Source organism: Bacillus pinisoli (assembly GCF_023036475.1).
Lineage (GTDB): Bacteria > Bacillota > Bacilli > Bacillales > SA4 > Bacillus_BS > Bacillus_BS pinisoli.
The window spans coordinates 311,206-330,507 of sequence record NZ_JAJQKI010000001.1 but is presented as its reverse complement, the minus strand read 5'-3'; the positions used below and the strand labels follow the sequence as shown (position 1 = coordinate 330,507).

General features: G+C 36.6%; 20 protein-coding genes. 12 read left to right on the top strand and 8 right to left on the bottom strand.

The features are described 5' to 3' along the window. Positions 1 to 19: 19 nt before the first annotated feature. Both LT143_RS01725 and LT143_RS01720 read right to left on the bottom strand, forming a co-directional pair. Complete coding sequence (locus LT143_RS01725) at positions 20 to 1,495, bottom strand: spore germination protein (RefSeq protein ID WP_246938871.1); 1,476 nt, start codon at positions 1,493 to 1,495, stop codon at positions 20 to 22. 154 nt (positions 1,496 to 1,649) lie between these two features. Further along, positions 1,650 to 2,816 carry a GGDEF domain-containing protein gene (locus LT143_RS01720; RefSeq protein WP_246938869.1) on the bottom strand — a complete coding sequence of 389 codons (1,167 nt, stop codon included), beginning with the start codon at positions 2,814 to 2,816 and terminating at the stop codon, positions 1,650 to 1,652. Between the two features lie 243 nt (positions 2,817 to 3,059). On the opposite strand from LT143_RS01720, the gene LT143_RS01715 reads away from it, so the two are divergent. Further along, complete coding sequence (locus LT143_RS01715; RefSeq protein ID WP_246938868.1) at positions 3,060 to 4,415, top strand: copper amine oxidase; 1,356 nt, start codon at positions 3,060 to 3,062, stop codon at positions 4,413 to 4,415. A gap of 57 nt (positions 4,416 to 4,472) precedes the next feature. Continuing rightward, positions 4,473 to 5,120 (top strand): class F sortase, encoded by a 648-nt coding sequence (locus tag LT143_RS01710; protein WP_246938866.1) that lies wholly within the window; start codon positions 4,473 to 4,475, stop codon positions 5,118 to 5,120. 84 nt (positions 5,121 to 5,204) lie between these two features. Here the strand turns inward: LT143_RS01710 and LT143_RS01705 are convergent, their stop codons facing one another. The 4 genes from LT143_RS01705 to LT143_RS01690 form a co-directional block, all read right to left on the bottom strand. Further along, complete coding sequence (locus LT143_RS01705) at positions 5,205 to 5,954, bottom strand: anti-sigma factor (RefSeq protein ID WP_246938865.1); 750 nt, start codon at positions 5,952 to 5,954, stop codon at positions 5,205 to 5,207. Continuing rightward, positions 5,932 to 6,510: an RNA polymerase sigma factor gene (locus LT143_RS01700; RefSeq protein ID WP_246938864.1), complete on the bottom strand. Its 579-nt coding sequence runs from the start codon at positions 6,508 to 6,510 to the stop codon at positions 5,932 to 5,934. Before LT143_RS01700 ends, LT143_RS01705 begins: the two co-directional genes overlap by 23 nt. A gap of 408 nt (positions 6,511 to 6,918) precedes the next feature. Beyond that, positions 6,919 to 7,380, bottom strand: coding sequence for a hypothetical protein (locus LT143_RS01695; RefSeq protein WP_246938863.1), 462 nt, complete (start codon positions 7,378 to 7,380; stop codon positions 6,919 to 6,921). Positions 7,381 to 7,542: 162 nt separating this feature from the next. Beyond that, complete coding sequence (locus tag LT143_RS01690) at positions 7,543 to 7,728, bottom strand: YhzD family protein (protein WP_246938862.1); 186 nt, start codon at positions 7,726 to 7,728, stop codon at positions 7,543 to 7,545. Positions 7,729 to 7,852: 124 nt separating this feature from the next. On the opposite strand from LT143_RS01690, the gene LT143_RS01685 reads away from it, so the two are divergent. The 6 genes from LT143_RS01685 to LT143_RS01660 all read left to right on the top strand — a co-directional run bounded on the left by LT143_RS01685 (position 7,853) and on the right by LT143_RS01660 (position 15,997). After that, complete coding sequence (locus tag LT143_RS01685; RefSeq protein WP_246938861.1) at positions 7,853 to 8,755, top strand: ABC transporter ATP-binding protein; 903 nt, start codon at positions 7,853 to 7,855, stop codon at positions 8,753 to 8,755. Continuing rightward, the gene (locus LT143_RS01680) at positions 8,748 to 9,998 is read left to right on the top strand and encodes an ABC transporter permease (RefSeq protein ID WP_246938860.1); all 1,251 of its coding nucleotides are present in this window, start codon (positions 8,748 to 8,750) and stop codon (positions 9,996 to 9,998) included. The genes LT143_RS01685 and LT143_RS01680 overlap by 8 nt, the downstream gene beginning before the upstream one ends. Positions 9,999 to 10,408: 410 nt before the next feature. Beyond that, a complete protein-coding gene (locus LT143_RS01675) occupies positions 10,409 to 11,638 on the top strand; it encodes a metallophosphoesterase family protein (protein ID WP_246938859.1) in 1,230 nt (409 codons plus the stop codon). A gap of 12 nt (positions 11,639 to 11,650) precedes the next feature. Continuing rightward, positions 11,651 to 14,665, top strand: coding sequence for an ATP-binding protein (locus LT143_RS01670; RefSeq protein ID WP_246938857.1), 3,015 nt, complete (start codon positions 11,651 to 11,653; stop codon positions 14,663 to 14,665). Between the two features lie 61 nt (positions 14,666 to 14,726). Beyond that, positions 14,727 to 15,671: a 3'-5' exoribonuclease YhaM gene (yhaM, locus tag LT143_RS01665; protein WP_246938855.1), complete on the top strand. Its 945-nt coding sequence runs from the start codon at positions 14,727 to 14,729 to the stop codon at positions 15,669 to 15,671. A 122-nt stretch (positions 15,672 to 15,793) separates the two neighbouring features. Next, on the top strand, positions 15,794 to 15,997 hold the full coding sequence (locus tag LT143_RS01660) for a sporulation YhaL family protein (protein WP_246938853.1): 204 nt from the start codon (positions 15,794 to 15,796) through the stop codon (positions 15,995 to 15,997). A 43-nt stretch (positions 15,998 to 16,040) separates the two neighbouring features. Here the strand turns inward: LT143_RS01660 and LT143_RS01655 are convergent, their stop codons facing one another. Next, complete coding sequence (locus LT143_RS01655) at positions 16,041 to 16,907, bottom strand: peptidylprolyl isomerase (RefSeq protein ID WP_246938851.1); 867 nt, start codon at positions 16,905 to 16,907, stop codon at positions 16,041 to 16,043. A 281-nt stretch (positions 16,908 to 17,188) separates the two neighbouring features. Here LT143_RS01655 and LT143_RS01650 point away from each other — a divergent pair, with 281 nt between their 5' ends. The 3 genes from LT143_RS01650 to LT143_RS01640 all read left to right on the top strand — a co-directional run bounded on the left by LT143_RS01650 (position 17,189) and on the right by LT143_RS01640 (position 17,635). Further along, positions 17,189 to 17,278, top strand: coding sequence for a YjcZ family sporulation protein (locus tag LT143_RS01650; RefSeq protein ID WP_246938849.1), 90 nt, complete (start codon positions 17,189 to 17,191; stop codon positions 17,276 to 17,278). Positions 17,279 to 17,372: 94 nt separating this feature from the next. Continuing rightward, positions 17,373 to 17,456, top strand: a complete 84-nt coding sequence (locus tag LT143_RS01645) for a YjcZ family sporulation protein (protein WP_246939146.1) — start codon at positions 17,373 to 17,375, stop codon at positions 17,454 to 17,456. A gap of 92 nt (positions 17,457 to 17,548) precedes the next feature. After that, positions 17,549 to 17,635, top strand: coding sequence for a YjcZ family sporulation protein (locus LT143_RS01640; RefSeq protein ID WP_246939143.1), 87 nt, complete (start codon positions 17,549 to 17,551; stop codon positions 17,633 to 17,635). A 110-nt stretch (positions 17,636 to 17,745) separates the two neighbouring features. Here LT143_RS01640 and LT143_RS01635 read toward each other — a convergent pair whose 3' ends face one another. Further along, positions 17,746 to 17,925, bottom strand: coding sequence for a hypothetical protein (locus LT143_RS01635; protein WP_246938847.1), 180 nt, complete (start codon positions 17,923 to 17,925; stop codon positions 17,746 to 17,748). Positions 17,926 to 18,708: 783 nt separating this feature from the next. Between LT143_RS01635 and LT143_RS01630 the strand changes: the two genes are divergently transcribed. Further along, on the top strand, positions 18,709 to 19,296 hold the full coding sequence (locus LT143_RS01630; RefSeq protein WP_246938845.1) for a YpmS family protein: 588 nt from the start codon (positions 18,709 to 18,711) through the stop codon (positions 19,294 to 19,296). Positions 19,297 to 19,302: the final 6 nt, after the last annotated feature.

Here is a 19,302-nt window from a genome sequence, read left to right as displayed (position 1 = left end):
CACACACCACCATTAGTCATTATTCATCTATATCACGTTTCATTTTTGCATCTTTTGGACTAAATCGAATTGAAGTTTTCGGTCGTAATTGCTGTGGCCTCTTACCTAATTGTGAAAAGGGCAATCTAATAAACGCATCTCTTAAATCACTCACACGCAGAGGATAAATGGGTTCTAGAAAAGGTCTACCCAATGATGTAAGGCGTAGTAGATGGGTGATGAGAAAGCAAAAACAAATGACAATACCGATTAGGCCCCATGCATGGGCAAATACCAGGAATGGGAATCGGATCAGTCTAATGGTATTGCCCATCTTATAGATTGGAGTTGAAAAGGAAGCTAATGCTGCAAGTGCCACAATGATGAGTAATACATTACTTGTAAGGCCTGCTTCAACGGAGGCGGTTCCAATGACAATCCCGCCAACGATACCAATGGTTTGTCCTACTTTAGTGGGTAGTCTCGCTCCAGCCTCTCGTAATAGCTCAATCGTTAATTCTAGAAACAAAGCCTCTAAAATAGGAGGTAGGGGAATTTCTCTTCTTGAAGTGATAAGTGTTGCTAACAAATCTTTTGGTATGAGCTCATAGTGATAAGTGAGAGCTGCCACATAAAGAGGTGTGATGAGTATAGAGAAGAATACCGCAAACACACGTAATATACGAATAAATGATGAAACATACCAATTAAAGAGATAATCCTCAAATGATGAGAAAAATTCTACGAACGTCGTAGGAGCGATTAATGCATGTGGTGAATCATCTACCATTACCACTACTTTGCCTTCCGCTAAAACGGCTGATATTCGATCAGGTCTTTCCGAATCTAATACTTGAGGAAACGGTGATAATTCATTATCTGAGATAATTTGTGCGATATAAGAACTATCTGAAATAAAATCAATATCAATGTCCTCTAATCGCTGTCTCATTGTGTTTACATTTTCCATATCGACAATGCCATCTATATAGAGGATGGCCACAGATGAATTTGAAAGCTTACCGATTTTGAGTTCTTCTACGATCAACTCTTTAATAGGAAGTCTTTTCCGAACTAAATGGATATTTGTTTCCAATGATTCAACAAATGCTTCTTTTGGCCCCACAACACTAAATTCGACTTCAGGAGTACTAATATTTCGTTTTTCATCTTTTTGGACTTTAATTAAAAAAACATCCTCAATACTTCCGTCAATTGCAACCAATAGATAACCCTCTAATAGCTTCTTAGAGACTTCTTTAGAACTATTGGTTTTTACAATATCTTGAATAGGTATGGACTTTCGAATATCTTTATCTTTAAGATTTGTTAAGGTCGGAAGGATGTCCCTGTTGATAATGTTATGATCAACTAAGCTAGAAAAATAAACTAATGAATACGGAATCGTGGTCGTATCATTCTCAACAAACATAAAATCTGAGGACTTTTTTAACTCTCCTATCGTTTCTTTAATAGAAGTTGATTCTTTATTCAATAGTTGATTAATCCACTTCATGATAGCCACCCATTGTTTCCCAGTATATTTGTGCTTATTATGTCAATGGAGTCTAGAAATATACTACTTAGCTAGAGAAAAAAGTGAAATGATAATAAAAATCCCTTCCTATTCCAGTTTGGTAAAACTGAATAAAAAGGGACTTACACACATCTTATTTACTTACACAATTTCTTCCTTTTTTCTTGGCACGGTATAATGCTTTATCTGCTTCTTTTACTACTTCAGCAGGCGATTTTGTTTTACTTTGTTTCTCGGCCACCCCAATACTAATTGTGACCTTTAGCTTTTGCGTGCTAGAATCACCACTTCTGTTCTTTTTTCTATATGTGTATTCTTTTTTTGATATTTCTTCCCGTAAATCCTCTAAATGAGTGATGACATCTTCTACATCCTTTTTAGGAAAGACAATGGTAAACTCTTCTCCACCATAACGGTAAGCCTTCCCACCACCCGTTACACGTTCTAACCCTTTGGCAACAAGTGTAAGCACATCATCTCCTACATCATGCCCATATTTATCGTTGAACTTTTTAAAATGGTCAATGTCTAGCATGGCGATTGAGTATTTGTTTCCAAGCTTCATTAAATCTACTTTTAGCATTCGCCTGGATGGAATATTAGTCAACTCGTCGATATAAGCCATCGCATAGGTTCTATACACGACAGCAAACAACAGCAGAATGGCACCTGTTAGTAAAAAAAGCTCTGCACCGGTTACACCCTTTAGTAAAGGTAGGCTAAGGAAAATAGATAGTACTGAACCAAATAATAAAACATTATACGTTGAAAAAGACCTGACGATGTTAAGAAAGAAAACAAGAAACATTAAAAGAAATAACAGAACCGCTAATTCAGGCAATTCAATAAACATAAACGCTATAGGTAAGTTCAAATCAGACAAGAAACCTATTATGTGCTCAAAGAAAATGTAAATGAATAGAGCTTCTGTTAAGAGAATGATTGCTGTTGCTTTCCCTTGATTAGATAAAACGGCTCCGTCCTTAAAAACGAAAAGGAGTGCAATATTCACCACCGTTACATATGGTAACACTATTTCTATAAAAGATGGTGGTGAGGGTAATATCCCTTTCAACAAGAGGAATAGAAACAGTATATGTATGCCTAAATAAAATACTTTTAATCTATTAAACCAGTAACCGAAGCCTAATAGCATCATGATGAGTCCGAGCAATATATAGGGAAAGACTGAAAAAGCAGTAGCCGGAAGATTGGATGGATTGGAGGAGTAATACACACTGCACCCGAGTAACACAATGATTAACACTATAGGTGTTCCATACTTAATTAAAGACTTCATTATGTTAACTGTCCTCCTTTGCCTAACGAATAAGATCATATATACATTCTAATGAACTTAACTCGAATTTTCTATAAGTCGTCATCAAAATTTGTCTAATTTACTCGAAAGGAATAAGGTCATTTGTACAATCGTAGCACTTTGAAAAAAAATTTATAAAAAGAGTGATCCATACTAAAAACTCCTTCGTTAGCCTATATGTAAAAACAAATACAAACTAGGATAAAGAGAGGGAGTTATCAAATGAATATTAAGAAATCTTTAGTAGCTGTTCCGTTAAGTCTTTCATTACTATTTCCAACTGTAAGTATGGTTCACGCTCAGGGAAGTGACGGGCATGCTCATGCTCAAACGCCTACTGTGACCACACCAGCTTCTGATTTAAGAGCTGCACTGGATGCACTACTTTCTGAACATGCCTATTTAGCAGTTGTTGCTATGCAAAAAGGAATTGATGGTAAGGGAGATTTTGAAGCAGCAGCTGGTGCTCTAAGTGAAAATACTGATAGTCTCACCGCCGCCGTTACATCTTTCTATGGCGAAGAAGGTGGAGCAGCATTTAAAGAAATTTGGAGTAGTCATATTGGATATTTCGTTGATTATGTAAAGGCAACTGGAGCGAATGATCAAGCGGCTAAGGACAAAGCTTTAGCAGAGTTAGATGAATACCGTGTCGAGCAAGCCGCATTTTTTGATTCTGCAACAGGTAGTAGATTAAAAGCCTCTGAGCTGGAAGAAGGATTAAAAGTCCACATTAATCAGTTGTTATGGGCATTTGATAATTATGTGAGTGGGGATTTTGATAAAGCGTATGATAGTGTTAGAGAGTCCATTCATCATATGTATGGGTTTGGCAAGGGCTTATCATGGGCGATTACAGATCAGTTTCCAGACAAATTTGAGAATACTAGTGTTGCCACTCCTGCGGCAGACCTTCGTTCTCATCTAAATCACTTACTTTCAGAGCATGTTGCATTGGCTGTTCTTGCTATGCAAAAAGGAATTGACGGGGCTGAAGACTTTGAAGCAGCAGCGGGTGCTTTAAATGAAAATACAGATGAATTAACCAATGCAATTAAATCTGTTTATGGTGAAGAAGGGGCAGCAAAGTTCAAAGAGATTTGGAGTAGTCACATTGGTTACTTCGTAGACTATGTAGTAGCAACTGGTGCAAGTGATGAAGCAGCAAAAGAAATGGCAATAAAAGAATTGGATGCTTATATCATAGAACAAGCTAAATTCTTAGAAACGGCTACAGAGGGACGTTTACCGGCAGCAGCTCTAGAAGAAGGTCTAAATATGCATGTAGATGAGCTTTTACTAGCATTTACTAGCTATGTGGATAAAGACTATAACACTACTTATACAACTCTTCATGAAGCTTATATGCATATGTTTGAAGTTGGAAAGGGCTTATCGGGTGCCATTGTTGACCAATTTCCAGAAAAGTTTCACACAGACATGCCTACTGAAATGCCTAAAACAGGTTTAGGTGGAATGAGTGAAACATCTCACTCCGTAAATGGTGTTGTAGCAGCTATTTTAATAATAGCTTTAATATCTGGTATGTTACTTGGAAGAAAATTGATGAAAAACTAATGAAAGGGGGAGGGGATGTCCCTCCTTTTTTCAAATTCTATAGAAAAGAGGAGAGAGATGGTACACGGATGGAAGTTCATACTTATTACTGCACTTTGTACCTTTTTAATAAGTTGTAATGCAATCTCCGACAAGGATCAAGCGCAAGATAAGACCGTACAGGAATTTGAAAAAAAGAATTTGAATGAAGAAAACAGCAAGGAAAAACAAATTGGTGAGGTCAAACCTAATGGGCCAATAAAAGAGGTGGATAGAGGGATTATTCCCTCTCAAATAGAGATTCCTTCCATTGGTATAAAAACTGACATAGAGAATGTCGAAAGATTAGAAAATGGAGAGATGGGAGTACCTACTAGTATGGAAACGGTGGGCTGGTTTTCCCCTGGGGTCAAACCGGGAGACAAGGGGAATGCTGTCGTGGCAGGACATGTAGACAGCAAAACAGGTCCGGCTGTTTTTTACTACTTGCACCGTCTAAAGAAAGGTGACGAGATTATCGTGAGTGATCAAGCGGGAGTATCGAGAGTGTTTCTAGTTGTTGACAAGAAGAGCTATCCAAGAGAGTCAGCTCCTATTGAAGATATATTTGGTTTTTCCTATACTAGAAATTTAAACTTGATTACCTGTACTGGGGAATTCAATAAAAAAGCAGGTACACATGATGAAAGGCTAGTTGTGTATACGGTATTGAAAGACGAGCTGTAAGGTCCCTAATTTGGAACTTCAAATAGTTAAAAACAAGAGAGCGTGTATGGTTGAGTACACGCTCTCTTGTTTTGTGTATAGATATTACAGTTCAGAAGCTAACACTACTTCACCTAAAGGTAATTCACTATTTATAGTTGGTTCTAGCGTAATGGCCACTGTATCCCAGTCAACGTTTAGGTCCGAATCCACCTGATAGGTGACCATGCCGCTTCCGTCTTGATTCGGAATAAAGGAACCAGCTCGATAAGGAGTCCCGTCTTTTAGTAGCCACACCTGGTATACTTCATTTTCTTTAACAGCAGATAGACCATTCGCTTTTACTATTAAATGTGAAAGTCCATTTTTTTCAACGATAGAGGCAGTACCGGAAAAGTTTGGGTTGGTTGTTGCTTGGAGTACCACTTCTTTCACTAACTGATCTAACGGCGTTTCCACTTCTTCAGCTGTTTGATTAGTAAGGCTTATCGTATAAAAGTTCCCTACTAATGAAAGTAGTAAGGCTGCGGCAAGTGCTCCGACCATCCAATTTTTCTTTTTTCTAGGTAGAGCATAATCATTATTTTCCTGAATGGTTTCTTGATTTACCATTGTCAGTGTATGTTCTGTTTCTTCAGCAAAGACATTTGATAAAATTCTATCTTTCATTCCAACGGGTGGGTCTACGGGAGTGCTAGAATATGCTAATTCTTCGGTTAATGAGACAAGCTCTTCATATTCTTCCTGACAACGGCTACATTCTGATAGGTGTTGTTCAAAGTTTTTCATTTGGTCATCTTCTAAGGACAGATTATAATAATCTAGTAAAAGGTCACAATTGTTTGGCTTTGTCATGATACTCCCCCCTTTCTTTCTCAAGGTATGTTCTTATATGTTTTAATGCTAATCGTAATCTTCCTTTGACTGTTCCAAGTGGAATGTTACACAAATCGGAAATCTTCTGTTGTGTATAACCCTTAAAATAAAACAAATTAATGATTACTTGTTGGTCTTCTTTTAACGTATTGACCGCTGCACGGATGTCTTCGCCCTTCTCTTTCCACTCAACAAGATCTTCAACTGACTCTTCAGGACTTTGAAGAGCGTCTCGATCTTCTAACTCCACGACATTTTCTCGTTTTCGTTTTCTAAGTAGATCAATCGCTGTATTTCGCGTCATAGTAAGCAGCCATGATGAAAATTTCCCTTTGCTTTCATCATACTGCCCTAAACCTCTCCACAGCTTAATGAAAACTTCTTGTGTGACTTCTTCAGCAAGGCCAGTATCCTGCATCATTCGGTATGAAAAAGAATAGATCAATTTTTCGTATCGAATGTAGAGTTGTTCAAGAGCAGATTTTTCCTGCCTGAGAACTCTTACATATAAATCCTTATCATCAAGTTCTACCATAAAGTTCTCCCTCTTCTTTGTATAAACTAACTTTATGATACTAAAGTCATCTCCGTAAAGTAAATATAATAAGCTAACGTTCGTAATTGCTAAATAGATGTGTGTATTTTAAAAATAGGAAATGTTAAACCTTGTTGTTGATTTTCGTTCCAGGACACTCGCTTTCCGTGGGCAGTAAATGAAGGATATTTTCTCTATCGCGAAAAATCCCACTCCTCGGCGAAAACCGTGCCTGTGGGGTCTACAAGGACAAAGTGAACTTCCTTTGTCCGACCCGCTCTCCCACAGGAGTCTCGCGTCCTTCCACTTCAATCAACTCTGCTAAAAATCAACACTGTACTTTAACACAGCCTAAAAATAAAAAACTTGTTCCTTAACATAAAGGAACAAGCCATAGTAATTAACACTCTATTTAGGTGAGACATACCTTTCATATAAAACTTGGCTACTATACATCACGATTGATTTTACTAAAAATAAAAGGGAGAGTTGTGATTTACTTAGTTTTATTAATGAGGCATATCCAATTTTCTTTAACACACCCAAACCGATATAGGTGAAAAATGAGTCCACTAAGAGGTTTACTAAAATGTATAACCTTAAATTTCCAAATGTATATTTTAAAATCCAAAAAGATCCAATAAAGAAAGGACCTAGTATGAGTGGTAACTCAGCAAGTACATTGGGCTTAACATTAAAGGAAAACCACCACCATTTTCTCTTCTCAGCGAGAATCCCCTCAAGGAATACATATAAGCTCATAAGTGAAGCACCAGGCACAAATCTTTTTATCGTATTCCTACCTAAGAACGGTACGGTTAACCACGGTAGCAAAATCATTAATATTACATATCTTTTATTACCCTTCATAGATTACATCCTTATCGTTTTTTTACTATTTTTCCAAAAAGAACAATAGGTATGCATGGCCACTGACAATCTTCATAGATGATGGTGTTTAACACCAAACTAACAAAAAAATGCTCAGGAATTCTGAGCATTTGAGAGAAATACCTATGATATAATACAAACTTAACGGTGGAACAAAACCAGCTTACCTGCTGGTGATACACATCGATGGGTATGTTCGAGATACCCTTTTTCTTTTAAAAGAGCTTCACCTTTTTCCTTTGCTTCTACTTCTGTAGTAGCTTCAAAGCTTTCGTCTAGCAGTTTTTCGCCTTTTTTATCAAATGCAGTTATCGTATAGTTTGCCATTGACTAAACCTCCACTTTATCAATCATCTGTATATTATTTCTCTAAGATTATGAAAAATCCTTTAAAAAAATGAATCATTCTTCAATCTAGAACGTAAATAAGGAAAGAAGAGGGGGAAGAGTTATGACATTAACCATTGAGAATGTAGTAAAGAAGTTCGGAACATTCACGGCGGTGGATCATCTTTCTATATCCATCCCAGAGCGTGAAATGTTTGGATTTCTAGGAGCGAATGGTGCCGGAAAAACTACTACTTTTAGGATGATACTAGGTTTATTAGAGCCTACATCAGGAACGATTACGTGGAATCAGCATGCCATCAATTACGAAACAAGTAATATAATCGGCTATTTACCTGAGGAACGGGGTCTGTATCCAAAACTAAAAGTAAGAGAGCAACTCATTTATCTTGGAAGACTTAGAGGTATGAAAAAACCGGATATTATAAAAGAGATGAGACTTTGGCTTGAGCGGTTCAAAATCACTGATTATGAAAATAAAAAGGTAGAGGAACTATCTAAGGGAAATCAACAAAAAATTCAATTTATCGCATCTGTTATACATAATCCACAATTATTAATTCTTGATGAGCCTTTTAGTGGTCTGGATCCAGTCAATGTTGAGCTATTGAAGAATGCCGTCATTGATTTGAAAAATAAAGGTACATCCATCGTATTCTCAAGCCATCGAATGGAGCATGTAGAAGAGCTCTGTGAACATTTATGTATTATGCATCACGGGAAGCCTGTTGTACACGGTGCGTTAAAAGAGATAAAACGATCATTTGGGAAAAAGAATGTGAGTATTCAAGCTGACTTTGACTTATCTTTTTTAAAGGAAGTAGAAGGTGTGGTAAAGGTTAAAGAACGAAGTGGAGGCGTCACCCTTCAAATTGAACGGGAAGAGATCTCAATGGAACTGTTTAATAGGCTTCAGGGTAAAGGATTTGTACGAAAGTTTGTACTAGAAGAACCGTCACTGAATGATATTTTTATTGAAAAGGTAGGTGCCGCTTACCATGAATAAATTTTGGATTATTTTATTTCATACTTATCTCAATAAATTAAAATCTAAATCCTTTATTATTACAACTGCCATAACAGTCTTGCTCATTATAGGGGTTAGTCATTTACAAAATATTATCAAGTTCTTTGATCGAGAGGGAAGTAGTACTCAGATCGCCGTCATTGATGAAACGAATGAACTCTACCATCCTTTACTAGATCATCTTGAATTTGTAGAGGACGATTTGGCCCTAACACTTTATGAGAATAGCATGGAAGATCTTGAGGAAGAAGTGAAGTCTGGTGAATTTGATGGAGCATTAATCCTTTCTTATAATGCTTCAGGTTTACCAGAAGCAGTGTACAAAGCAAATTCTATCACTAATACGGATACAACTTTCCCTTTACAAAATGCTATTCAACAATTGAAAGTAACGATTGCTACCTCACAAATTGGGCTTACAGATACAGAAATTGGGCAGCTGTATGAACCTGTTACATTTGACATGATTGCCTTGGAGGAAAATGCCAAGACAGAAGAAGAACTGAATTCGGCAAGGGGACTCGTTTATATCATCCTCTTTATGATTTATATTGCCGTTATCATGTATGCCAATATGATTGCAATGGAAGTCGCAACGGAGAAGTCTTCAAGAGTAATGGAAATACTAATTTCAAGCGTATCCCCCATTTATCAAATGTTTGGAAAGATTCTAGGAATTGCTTTATTGAGTATGACCCAATTTACGATTTTGATCCTTGTTGGTTATCAATCCATAAAGTCAAATCTATCTAATATGGAGAATGGAATGTTTCAATACCTTGGATTTGAACATCTTCCGGTAAGCACGATTGTGTATGCGATTATATTCTTCTTACTAGGATATTTCTTATTTGCTACCTTGGCTGCAGTTCTTGGTTCCTTAGTAAGTCGAATAGAGGACGTTCAACAAATGATCACTCCGATGACTTTATTAATTGTCCTTGCCTTTATGATTGCTATGTTTGGACTAAGTAATCCGGACAATTCATTTATTACGGTTACGTCTTTTATCCCGTTTTTTGCTCCGATGATTATGTTCCTACGAGTTGGAATGCTTTCTATACCAGGTTGGGAAATTGCGCTTGGAATCGGAATTCTAGTAGGGACAATTATCCTTTTAGCCTTGTTTGGTGCAAGAGTCTATAAGGGTGGTGTCCTACTCTATGGAAAATCTTCTTCTTTTAAGGATATTAAACAAGCGATTAACGTGACGAAGAAATAAAGTTTGCCCCTATTGAGTACTTCAATAGGGCTTTTTTTGTTAGAAAAGAATTTCAATTACGTAACTGCCCCTAGAACTAGATATTGACATCATAAAATACACCTCAAATAGGTGTTCGGATCGACACAAATAACTGGAATTGCACAGTAGCTCAAGGTAATTGCATAGTAGCTCAAGGTAATTGCATAGTAGCTCAAGGTAATTGCATAGTAGCTCAAGGTAATTGCACAGTAACTCAAGGTAATTGCATAGTAAATCAAGATAATTGCACAGTAAATCGAGATAATCGCACAAAACCCAATTTCCACCACTGCCAACAACAAATAGAAAAGATAAATCTATCATAGGAACGTGCATTCGCATTTGTAAGATGGTACAATATGGTCACGAAGAGAAGAGGAAGTGTAAGAATGAAATCAATTTCGTTTCTTCATGCAGCAGATCTGCATCTAGATAGCCCGTATCTAGGACTTAAACATTTACCAACACCTATCTTTGATAGGATTCAAGAAAGTACGTTTGTTTCCTTTCAGAACATCGTTCAACTAGCAATACAAAAGAAAGTAGATTTTATCATCCTAGCTGGTGATTTATATGATTCTGAGCAACGAAGCTTAAAAGCGCAAATTAAACTAAGAGATGAGTTTTTACGTTTACAAGAGGAAGGCATTCAAGTTTATATTATTCATGGAAATCATGATCCGTTAAATGGAAGCTGGGTCCCGTTAAAGTGGCCTTCGAATACTCACTTCTTTTCGGAAAATATTGAGTCAAAGTCTTTCCATAAAAATGGAGAACTGCAGGCAACTTTGTATGGTTTTAGTTATCCGGATAGGTCCGTCCTAGAAAATATGGCGAAACAATATAAAAGAGGCGTGCAGGAAGGGTATCACATTGCCATTTTACATGGAACAGTTGCTACTAACAAAGACCATAATCCGTACGCTCCCTTTCAACTTACAGATTTAAAAAACAGTGGTTTTGACTATTGGGCACTAGGTCATATCCATCAAAGGCAAGTTCTGCAACAGAATCCACCGGTGATCTACCCAGGTAATATACAAGGGCGTCATCGCAAGGAAACCGGTGAAAAAGGCTGTTATTATGTTGAAATGAATGAAGCGGGTACCAACTATACCTTTATTGAAACTAACAGTATCATTTGGGAAACTCACGAGGTACAAGCTGACAATCTTATTAACTTTGATGAACTGCTCTCCTTATGTAAGAAGGAAATAGAGAAATTAAGAAGAGTCAACCAAGGTGTAATTGTTCAGCTTAAACTAGTAGTCAATCATGAGTTAGCAACAATCATTCAAGATCAAACAGAAAGAGAGATGCTGATAGATCTTTTACTCATGAATGAAGAATCTAGGTCAAACTTTGTTTGGCTTCATTCAATAGAATATATTGAAGCAAACGCTCGAGACAGGAACAGCTTGAAAAAGGATCTTCATTTTTATGGTGATTTACTTCAACAGTTTGATGGCTTTGAAGATTATGAAGACATTTTAGCTCCATTATATAAGCATCGAGATGGAAGACGACTTCTTTCAACATTATCAGTAAATGACCAAAGCGATCTGAAACAGGAAGCGGAAAAATGGGTACTAGATGAATTATTAAAGTACAGACCTTAAGGAGGTGATTTGGTGTTTATTAAGAAGCTTCATATTTATGGATACGGAAAAATAATAGACAGAGAAATTACATTCTCAGAGTCTTTCCACGCTGTTTATGGTGAGAACGAGGCTGGAAAATCAACGATGATATCGTTTATTCATAGTATTCTATTTGGATTTCCACTTCGCAATCAACAGGATAATCGCTATGAACCAAAACAAGGGTTTAAATATGGAGGGAAAATCACGTTACAAACGGAACAACACGGAATACTTACGATAGAACGGGTTGGAGGAAAAGCAGCGGGGGAAGTAACCCTTTATTTTGAAGACGGAACAGTCGGAGGAGAGGCCGAGCATCAAGCGTTGTTAGGTGGAATGGATAGGAAGCTGTTCACCTCCATTTTTTCATTTGGATTGAAAGGCCTTCAAAATATACAATCTCTTACTGGAAATGAGCTAAGTCATTATCTGTTATCAACTAGTATTCTTGGAAGTGACCAAATTATCGAGTTAGAAAAGACGTTACATAAGGAAATGGAAGTACTTTTTAAGCCTGGAGGGAAAAGACCAGAGATCAACCAGGAGTTAGAAGAGATTACTCAATTGGCACAAAAAGTAAATCAAAAGAAGATGCAAGTGCTAGACTATCAATCCTATGTATGGAAAGAACGTAAATTAGAATCAGAATTAGCTCAACTAACAGAAGAACTAAAATCTCTTTCTTCAATGAATAAAAAACTTGATCTCTTCGAACAATATCTTCCTTTACGAAGTGAATGGATGACTATTGAAGCTAAGATGACAAGCATCGGTAGGCAACCTAATGTTCCAATAGATGGCTTAAATAGATTAGAACAGTTATCTCAGCGTTTAGTTCCTCTAGAAGCTAGAGTGGCAGTTTTAAAGAAAAAAGAGGAAGAACTACAACAACAAATCTCTAACCTTGTCATTCAAGAGAAAATGCTTAGCGGTGAGGCAGAGATAAAAAGCTTTAGTCATCGATGGTCGAGGATTGAAGTATTACAAGAAACGATTCGTGTGCAACATTCAAAATTAATTCACTTAGAAGAAAAGTTGACAAGTATAAAAAAGTCATTAGGTATGACATTGAGCGATCATGAAGTAGAGCGTTTACCACTCTCACTCTCCATGAAAAATGAGCTTAAAACAGTCGTCGCGGATTATTCTATTCTACAGAATAAAAAAGAATTACTGGATCAACAGCAAGAACAAACAAAAGAGAAGATGGAATTAGCGGAAAACCGTAACAAACAATATAAAGATCAGCTTCTTGATGAGAAGCAAAGAGAATTATTCACTAATATTGTAAAAAGGCGTGTCAACCAACAGGAGCAAGAGCAAAGTGTGCAATATAAAAGGCTTGCGTATGAGCGAGTAAAAAAACAGATAGCCATACAAGAGAAACGGGTAAAATCAGCTAACCTTATTCAATGGAGCATCATTTATCCTCTTACCATCCTCATGACTATCATAGGAATATGGCAATTCGTTACGGTTCATAAAGGAACGGGCTTTTTCCTTTTACTAGTTGGTGGGATATTCGGAATTGGTGGGATAGTCATGACGAAATGGTTCAGTAATCAACAAGTACTATCCCTCTTGAAAAAGGAACTGAACGAAATTGACATGCAACTTCAAACAGTATCTAGTACAGATGACGATCAAGATTGGCTTGCTGCTGAACAGCGGCTAGCGAAGGATGATCAAATTAGGCTGCTAATAGATAAGGAAGAGATGTTACTACAACAACTCGATCAGGAGTATGAACGGACGATTCAACAGTTTGAAAAATGGGAGCAGTCCAATTATACTGTTACCGCTCATGTTCAACAGCTCAAAGAAAAACTTCAGATTCCTCATGATTATTCTGTACATGTACTTCTTGAATGTTATGAGCAATTAGAATTGTTAGCTAAAACAATCGAAGAGAAACAGAAAATAGTCAAAGAACAACAAGAGCTTGAGAGAGAAGTAAGAACGGTACATGAGGAATATCAACAATTATTGCAACGTTTAGAGATCTTTGAAGATATGTCTGTTTCACATTTAATGGAACTCGTTGAAGAGGAAAAGCGGAAACTAAGAGAAAAACATGCAATAATCGAAAAGGTAAATGAGCTACACGAAGAATGTTCACAACAGGTTAATGAAATGAATTATTTTCATGATCAAATTCTTCAATTGATTCATGCTGCTGAAGTTGAGAGTGAAGAAGAATATAGAAAACAGGCAAAACGTTTAGAAGATTGGCTGGAACAGGAAGAACGTCTACAAAAGGTGCGTGAGCATATCGACATTCTTCTTCATCATAATCGTGAACTAGAACAAGAACTGATTCATGATTGGGAAGATTTAACCATTCAAGTTGAGAACAAAGAACAGTTGGCTTCAAGGTATGACATGCTAGGCAAAAAAGAGAAGGATTTGTTATCAGAGCTAGCAGAAGTAAAAATTATTATAAAACAGTTAGAAGAAGAAGGGACTTACTCTTCATTGCTTCAACAATTTGAAATGAAAAAAGCTCTTTTAGATGATAAAGCCAAAACGTGGGCAAAGCTTGCTATCGCCAAAGAGGTTCTCCAGCGGACAAAGGATTACTATAGTATGGTCCGACTTCCACAAGTCCTTCAACGAGCAGACCATATTTTTCAGTTACTTACAAATAAGGAGTATTCACGTATCTTTTTACATGATTCACAGGAGATTATGGTAGAAAACAAGAGCGGTATTAGATATTCACCAGGAGAACTAAGTCAGGCCACCTCTGAACAACTTTATTTAGCTATTAGACTCTCGCTTGCGTATTACTATCAAACGTCAATTAGGTTTCCTATCATCATAGACGATAGTTTTGTAAATTTTGATGAGGAAAGGTATAAGCGTACGATGAATGTTCTTCAGAGTCAATTTACTACTAGACAGGTTATCTTTTTTACGTGTCATAAACAAGCCTTACCTTCATTAAATCTTGATACAAACGCGGTTACCTATTTAGACCAACAATTAACAAGTAAAGGCTGATAACTAGCCTATATCGAATATGCTATAATACTAGTAAACAACAATCTATAGGGGGATGAAAATGGCGAAAGGAATTGTTCATTATGAAGTTGGCGAACAAATTGATGTCTACCTACTTATTAAATCTAGTACCAAAGGGATTGCAAGTAATGGGAAGCCATTTCTTACCCTCATTCTGCAAGATCAAACTGGCGACATAGAGGCCAAGCTTTGGGATTGTACACCAGAAAGTGAAAGTGAATTCACAGCACAGTCCATTGTGAAGATATATGGCGATATTCATAGTTATAGAGGGAAAAACCAATTAAAAATAAGAAATATTCGTCCTATTAGTCAAAATGATGCTGTTTCCATTAGTGATTTTCTTGAGGTTGCTCCTCTTGAAAAGGACGAAATGATGTCCAAGATTACCCAATATATTTTTGAAATGAAGAATCCTAATATTCAGCGTGTAACAAGACACTTAGTAAAGAAGTATCAACAATCATTTTTAGAATTTCCAGCAGCAACTAAAAATCACCATGAATTTGTATCAGGACTTGCCTATCACGTTGTATCTATGTTGGACTTAGCGAAGGCAATATCAGGACTTTATCCTTCACTTGATCGGGATTTACTATATGCAGGTGTTATTCTTCATGATTTAGGAAAAGTAATGGAGTTGTCCGGACCTATCTCCACTGTTTATACCGTAGAGGGTAACCTATTAGGTCACATTTCTATCATGGTAAATGAAATCGGTAAAGCAGCAGAAGAACTTGGTATTCACTCAGAAGAGATTACCGTCCTTCAACATATCGTGTTAAGTCACCATGGTAAAGCAGAATGGGGAAGTCCAAAGCCTCCACTCATAAAGGAAGCGGAAATCTTACATTATATTGATAATTTAGATGCCAAGATGAATATGTTAGATCGTGCACTAGAGCGCGTGAAGCCAGGCGAATTCTCAGATCGTGTCTTTGCATTAGATAATCGATCATTTTATAAACCTACATTCCATAAATAATAAGGCTCTTTTCAAAAACTTTGTTGCATTGTTAAAAGCAGCTAGCTAACAAACTGTCATAATTAGAGGAAGAATTTCATATATTGTTCGTAAGTAGAGCTTGTCTTGAAAGGGGATAGGATATGATTACTCTTCCGTGGTGGATTTATTTAGTAATGGTAGGAATTGTAGGTAGTGGTGTTATGATGGTTCAATCAGGAAAAAGAGAAAGAAAAATGGAGCAATTCTATATTGAACGTGAAGGTCAGGTCTTCATTGAACGAATAAAGAATGAAAGAGAAAAAAGAAAACAAGGCTCTGATGAAGGAAATTCAGTTGCAAGTTAAAAGAAGGTGTCAGCAGACACCTTCTTTTAATTTTTAGCTTATGTTATTGTTCTGTAACCTCAAACATGTTCTCTAAATCTTTGTCTTTAACTTTCACTTTAGCATCTTCAAGTTCTTTAAGAACCATTGTTTCAACTTGAGTGAAGTCTACTTTAGAGCGACCAAGCTCTTCTTCAATGGACGCCTTCATGTCTTCTAGAGGTTCAAGCTCCTTACGGTCAGTCAACTTGATAATGTGCCAGCCAAAACTTGATTGAACAGGCTCACTAACTTCCCCTACTTCTAAAGAATAAGCACCTTCTTCAAATGCTGGGTCCATGACGCCAGAACCGAAATATCCAAGATCTCCACCTGCAGGTACTGTACCAGTATCAGTAGAATATTCTTCTACAAGCTTTTCAAATTCAGCGCCTTCATCAAGTTTCTTCTTTACTTCCTTAGCGGTTTCCTCGTCTGCAACTAAAATATGACTTGCCTTAATCTCAGGCTTCAATGCATCATAGTGCTCTTGAATTTCCTCTTCTGTTACTTCTATATCCTTCATTGCTAACTTTTCCTGTAGTAAACCTACACGTAAAGTTTTCTTTAGCTGATCCTCTGATTTAAATCCGCTTTGTTGAAGTAGCATTGGGAACTGATCTCCATATTGCTCTTTCAATGTATCAATTTCTTTTTGCACTTCTTCGTCTGTTACTTCATACTTCTCACTTAATACTGTTCCATATACAAGCTCACGAAGAACCTGTTCACCATATCTTTCTTTCATGGCTTGATAAAATTCTTCTTTTGTTATAGAACCAGCATCTGATTCTACAATTACTTCAGAATCTGCGCCTTCTGCATCGTTATTACATGCTGTAAGGGCTAAAACTCCAATTGAGAGCGCAAGCGCAAGTAAGTATCTCCTCATCTGTAAACACTCCTATAATCTTGGGAAATTTGTAGAATTCTGGGTTGACTTCCTTAATTAGCATGTCCCAAAAAAACTACATCCATTACTATACCATATTTTTCTACAGAGGAAGAACAAATACATTTTATCTAGGGCAAGTGCCCATTTATGAATGAAACCGGGACATTCGTTTAGTCAAAAATTTGCGAGCTGTATAGTATGTAGTAATCCTAAAGAAAACAGTCTTTAGGGAAGCAACAAATGCTACAACAACTTCAGATAAAAAGGAGGTAATTTGAATGAGTCACGGGTTTACTGGTGGATTTGCGTTAATTGTCGTGCTGTTCATTTTACTGATTATTGTTGGTTCTGCTTACGTTGGATACTAAAATAAAATTTTCTTTCATTGCATGATAAACGCCTATTCGTTTGAGAAGGTAATTGCATATGATATCTTATCCTTTTGCTAAAGGAGGTGTTCTCATGAGCCACGGATACGGCGCAGGTTTCGCGTTAATCGTTGTGTTGTTTATTCTTTTAATCATTGTTGGTGCTGCTTGGTTATAATGCCAGCTAGGGCAGAGTTGATCTCTGCCTGATCACTTAAATTAATCTTAAAGATTGTATAAAAATAATAAATTTTTAGGAGGAATGTATTCATGTCACACGGATATGGTGCAGGTTTCGCGTTAATCGTAGTTTTATTTATTCTTTTAATTATCATCGGAGCTTCTTGGGCTTACTAAGCTAATGATAGAAAAGTGGTGAATCATTCACCACTTTTTTTTGAATGCAAATAAGACAGGCAAGGGCCTGTCTTATTGTCTATAGTTTGAGGATCTAACTGATTAACTGATTATGTAAACATTACCTCAACAAAAGATGAAATGAGCAAGATGGTGACCAGGATATTAATTGTACGGAAAACTTTTGGCTGGCGCTCCACAGGTATCTCTTTCTGAATACATAATGCATTAGTTAAGCTGTTTATGAAATAGAGTATGAATACAGCAAAAGGAATAAATACAATGATCATATTTGAGCACCTCCTTTTTATAGTATAAGATAATTACAAGGACATGGAAACATGAAATTTTTAGGCTCTTCTCTAAAACTTTGTTGCTTTTTAATCTATTCATCTGGAGTTGAACTTACTTTTGACGGTACATGTAGTATTTATCGTTTAGAAAAGAGTAACTGTTTAGATGAAAAGCAGGTGACATTAAACTAGTAAGTAAAAATCCGGTTTTTGGGATTTTTACGAAGCAACAATCTATACGAAAAGAACCAATTTTTACTTCATACGGTTAAATTAGGTTAACTATGAGGTATACTGCTTGATGAAGGGGAATCTTAAGGTCTTAAATTTTTATTGTTGCTTGGGTGAAAATCTAAATCGGATTTAACCTGTTGATACATGGACGACATCACTATTCATTTTTAGAGAGCTCACGGTTTCAACTAAGAGAGAGTGGGAAAAATAACATATATTAGGAAGATATGCTTTTAAATGTTAAATTGTACTAAAACTTTTAAGTAACTAACATCTCTAAATTAGCTTTTTAAATATAGGCTCTTTTCGAATAAATTGTTGCTTAAGTAAAAATCCAAAAACAGGATTTTTACTTACTAGTATATTGTCTTCTACTTATCATCTAGAAAGGCCCCCTTTTCTAAAACGTTAAATACGTCATTTTATCATTTAGAGTAAGCTTTACTTAAGATAAAGAAGGTTATAAAGCAACAAAGTTTTAGACAAGAGCATAAATATAAATATAGAGAAGAGCTTTTATCTAAAGGGAATAGGAGAGGTGATAGTATGAGGCGAACCCCTGATTGGAAAAAGGCATTTTTTATTTTATTAGGAACTGTTTTAGCCATGGTATTGCTCATTGTGGGAGTAGCCATTCGGTTATTGCTTGCGGAACCAACTTTAACATCTGATCCTAATGAAAATAAAGACCTGGGAAAGCCCTTCTTTACTTTATCTACAACAAAGACTGCTATTAATAAATGGATACAAGAAGAGCTAGATGAAGAAGAGAGAACGGTCCAAAACATAAACTATACGGTTTCATTGGAAGATTATATCTACCTTCGAGGGCATCTCGTCGTATTTAACAGTGAAATTCCCTTTCAGATGACGTTTGAACCTGTCGTAAATGAAACGGGAGGGCTGACGCTACAGGAACGTGAGATTAGTCTTGGGCGTATTCAATTGCCAGGAGACCTTGTGCTTGGCTTATTAGCAGAACAAGTCCATTTTCCGAGTTGGGTGACAGTTCGACCAGCTAGCCACGAAATTATTGTGAACGTTAGAGATATAGAACTCCAAAAAGACATGGTGCTTTCAGTAAAAGACTTTGACTTAGAAAAAGACCAATTAGTGTTTCAGTTGACTAGATAAGAAAAA

Excerpts from the sequence above, each read along its gene's own strand:
- LT143_RS01725 (WP_246938871.1), bottom strand. The coding sequence starts at position 1,495 with ATGAAGTGGATTAATCAACTATTGAATAAAGAATCAACTTCTATTAAA.
- LT143_RS01720 (WP_246938869.1), bottom strand. The coding sequence starts at position 2,816 with ATGAAGTCTTTAATTAAGTATGGAACACCTATAGTGTTAATCATTGTG.
- LT143_RS01715 (WP_246938868.1), top strand. The coding sequence starts at position 3,060 with ATGAATATTAAGAAATCTTTAGTAGCTGTTCCGTTAAGTCTTTCATTA.
- LT143_RS01710 (WP_246938866.1), top strand. The coding sequence starts at position 4,473 with ATGGTACACGGATGGAAGTTCATACTTATTACTGCACTTTGTACCTTT.
- LT143_RS01705 (WP_246938865.1), bottom strand. The coding sequence starts at position 5,954 with ATGACAAAGCCAAACAATTGTGACCTTTTACTAGATTATTATAATCTG.
- LT143_RS01700 (WP_246938864.1), bottom strand. The coding sequence starts at position 6,510 with ATGGTAGAACTTGATGATAAGGATTTATATGTAAGAGTTCTCAGGCAG.
- LT143_RS01695 (WP_246938863.1), bottom strand. The coding sequence starts at position 7,380 with ATGAAGGGTAATAAAAGATATGTAATATTAATGATTTTGCTACCGTGG.
- LT143_RS01690 (WP_246938862.1), bottom strand. The coding sequence starts at position 7,728 with ATGGCAAACTATACGATAACTGCATTTGATAAAAAAGGCGAAAAACTG.
- LT143_RS01685 (WP_246938861.1), top strand. The coding sequence starts at position 7,853 with ATGACATTAACCATTGAGAATGTAGTAAAGAAGTTCGGAACATTCACG.
- LT143_RS01680 (WP_246938860.1), top strand. The coding sequence starts at position 8,748 with ATGAATAAATTTTGGATTATTTTATTTCATACTTATCTCAATAAATTA.
- LT143_RS01675 (WP_246938859.1), top strand. The coding sequence starts at position 10,409 with ATGAAATCAATTTCGTTTCTTCATGCAGCAGATCTGCATCTAGATAGC.
- yhaM (WP_246938855.1), top strand. The coding sequence starts at position 14,727 with ATGGCGAAAGGAATTGTTCATTATGAAGTTGGCGAACAAATTGATGTC.
- LT143_RS01660 (WP_246938853.1), top strand. The coding sequence starts at position 15,794 with ATGATTACTCTTCCGTGGTGGATTTATTTAGTAATGGTAGGAATTGTA.
- LT143_RS01655 (WP_246938851.1), bottom strand. The coding sequence starts at position 16,907 with ATGAGGAGATACTTACTTGCGCTTGCGCTCTCAATTGGAGTTTTAGCC.
- LT143_RS01650 (WP_246938849.1), top strand. The coding sequence starts at position 17,189 with ATGAGTCACGGGTTTACTGGTGGATTTGCGTTAATTGTCGTGCTGTTC.
- LT143_RS01645 (WP_246939146.1), top strand. The coding sequence starts at position 17,373 with ATGAGCCACGGATACGGCGCAGGTTTCGCGTTAATCGTTGTGTTGTTT.
- LT143_RS01640 (WP_246939143.1), top strand. The coding sequence starts at position 17,549 with ATGTCACACGGATATGGTGCAGGTTTCGCGTTAATCGTAGTTTTATTT.
- LT143_RS01635 (WP_246938847.1), bottom strand. The coding sequence starts at position 17,925 with ATGATCATTGTATTTATTCCTTTTGCTGTATTCATACTCTATTTCATA.
- LT143_RS01630 (WP_246938845.1), top strand. The coding sequence starts at position 18,709 with ATGAGGCGAACCCCTGATTGGAAAAAGGCATTTTTTATTTTATTAGGA.